This is a genomic window from Chromohalobacter beijerinckii (genome assembly GCF_023061185.1).
GTDB classification, from domain to species: Bacteria; Pseudomonadota; Gammaproteobacteria; order Pseudomonadales; family Halomonadaceae; genus Chromohalobacter; species Chromohalobacter beijerinckii.
Genome location: NZ_JAKGAK010000053.1, coordinates 1 through 868 on the forward strand (window position 1 = coordinate 1; position 868 = coordinate 868).

Annotated in this window: 1 protein-coding gene; it reads right to left on the reverse strand. The window is 49.3% G+C overall.

The features are described 5' to 3' along the window. Window positions 1-868: M20/M25/M40 family metallo-hydrolase (locus L1075_RS15645; RefSeq protein WP_246942761.1), on the reverse strand; the 868-nt coding region annotated here is incomplete at both ends.

Consider the following 868-nt stretch of genomic DNA (forward strand, 5'->3'; position numbering starts at 1 on the left):
CGGACCAAGATAGGCATCTGTCGGGTCAAACCATTCACCTAAAGTATGGGCTTCATCGTATTCGCCTCCGCCACCCAAGAAAATTCCAGGAACACCTGCACCAAACGAATAATTGGCATCGTCCATTCCAGAGTCAATGAATGCTGGCTGTTCTCCAACCGCAGTAGTAGACGCTAACGCAGCCTGAACCATAATGGCACTCTTTGGCAGCCTGCCTCCTGGAATCTTGACCTTTATCTTGTGATCTACGGTCACATCCTGGGTATCCGCTCCCCAGTGACTATTTTCTTGTTCTACAGAACTGTCAACGGCTTGCAACAGCTTCTTCTTCAGGCTTTCCTCATTTCCGCCGTCAGTCCGGAACTCCATCAACATGCTGGCATCGACCGCCTTGGCGTTTTCTGCTGTGCCACCTTTAACAATGCCTACATTAAAGGTTGTGCGTGGGTCATTATTTCCCCACTTGCTGATTTCAGCAATGGCGCGTCCCATCGCATGAATCGCGCTAGGCCTTTTATATTTTTCCCAAGCATGTCCACCTGGACCATGAAATTTGAAACTAATGGTATATCCGGCAGTGCCTCCATGACCAATCAAATTGACGTTTCCGGCCTCAGCTGTTATGAAGCCATCGATGTCGTCTCGCTCCTTAAAAAGGGCTTTTACCCCTCTGAACGTGTTTTCCTCGCCAACGGTAGCAACGAATACGATATCACCGACAGTTTGAATGTTTGCCTCCTCGAGGCCACGGGCGACCGAAAGAATAGCGGCCAGCCCCCGGTTATCATCACTAATGCCGGGAGCATATAGTTTACCGTCCTTTTTGGTTACCGTTGTATCCACTCCTTTTTCGAAAGGTATATCCAGG